We start from the raw sequence: 1,295 nt of genomic DNA, 5'->3' as shown, positions 1-1,295 counted from the left end.
GCACCAGCACGTGGCGCGGGGCGGGGCCCGGGGCCTTCGCCACCCGGCCGGCCAGGTCGCGGTGGTCGAAGCCCTCGTGCCGGTCGGGCACGATCAGCGCGACGGCGTCGGACTGGTGGCAGAAGTGTCGGAGTTCGGCCTCGCGGTGGGCGGGGAGCGCGAAGACGGGCAGCGCCCCCATCCGGAAGAGGCCGAAGATCGTCTCGAGGAACGCGGCCCGGTTGGGGAGTTGGACCACCACCCGATCGCCGGGCGCGATGCCGAGGGCGAGCAGGCCGGCGGCCATGCGCTCGGCGCTCCGGTGCAACTCGGCGTAGGTGAGTCGGCGTTCGCCGTCGATGACGGCGAGGCGGTCGGGGTCGCGGAGGGTGCCGGTGACGGTGGTGGACAGGTGCCACATGCCGGCGGTTCGGACCAGGCCGGGCCGCTCCGATATCTCCAGCTCCTCGCACAGGGGTTCCAGGGCGGCACGGACGTCGGCGACGACCACGGCGTGTTCGTGCAGGTCCTTCGGGGAGTCCAGGAGGCGGGCGGCGCGGCGGACGTCCTCCGCCAGGTCCCGGCTGCGGGGCGCGGAGCCGGCCAGGGGGTTGGCGACCACCCGGTCGCCGGTGCGCGAGACGAGGAGTTCGGGGCTGGCGCCCAGCAGGCTGCGGCCGGGGGCGATGGGCAGGGCGAAGGTGTGGCCGGCGGGGTCGCGGCGGGCCAGTCGGTCCAGGACGGCGGACAGGTCGGGAACGCGGTCGGCCTCGAGTTCCAGGGTGCGGGCCAGGACCACCTTGCCCGGGCCGCCGGCCCGCATCCGGCGCACGGCCTCCGCGACGGCGGCGGTGTACCGGGCCGGCTCGGGGACGGGCCGGACGCGCCACTCCCCCTCGATCGCCCGGTCCCCGGCGGGCAGCGCGATCAGGGGGTCGCCCGCCGGTGACGGCGCGATCTCCAGTTCGGCGGGGACGGCGAGGGCGGCCGGACGGTCGGTCTCGAAGGGGACGGCGCCCATGACGAGGGCGGGGGCACCGCCGGGCGCGTCCCCGGCTCCGTCGGTCAGGGCGGACAGGGTGGCGGTGACGCGCTCGGCCAGGGGGCGCCCGTCGTGCGGGACCACGGCGCGCACGCCGCGGCCCAGGAGGGTGCGGCGTGGGGAGGTGAGGAGACGGTCCCGGCCCGGTCGCCAGGAGCGGAGCAGCGCGGTGGCCCGACCGACGGCGTCCGCGCGGCCCGTTCCCGCTCCCGGGACGTCACCCGCGGCGTGGCCGGTGGGGCCGGTGCGGTCGACGGGGTCCCGGGGCGGGGCG

Annotated in this window: 1 protein-coding gene and 1 pseudogene; both read right to left on the bottom strand. The window is 78.0% G+C overall.

Annotated elements, in window-relative coordinates:
• Positions 1-307: AMP-binding protein (locus FOE67_RS30905; RefSeq protein WP_438874315.1), on the bottom strand; the 307-nt coding region annotated here is incomplete at its 3' end.
• Positions 289-1,186: pseudogene (locus FOE67_RS25980) on the bottom strand (chorismate-binding protein); the annotation flags it as partial. The gene FOE67_RS30905 and the pseudogene FOE67_RS25980, both read right to left, overlap by 19 nt.
• Positions 1,187-1,295: the final 109 nt, after the last annotated feature.

The sequence above is a fragment of the Streptomyces calidiresistens genome (assembly GCF_014141525.1).
Classification (GTDB): Bacteria; Actinomycetota; Actinomycetes; order Streptomycetales; family Streptomycetaceae; genus Streptomyces; species Streptomyces calidiresistens.
The sequence above is the reverse complement of the archived record's forward strand: the minus strand, read 5'-3'. Positions and strand labels throughout refer to the sequence as shown.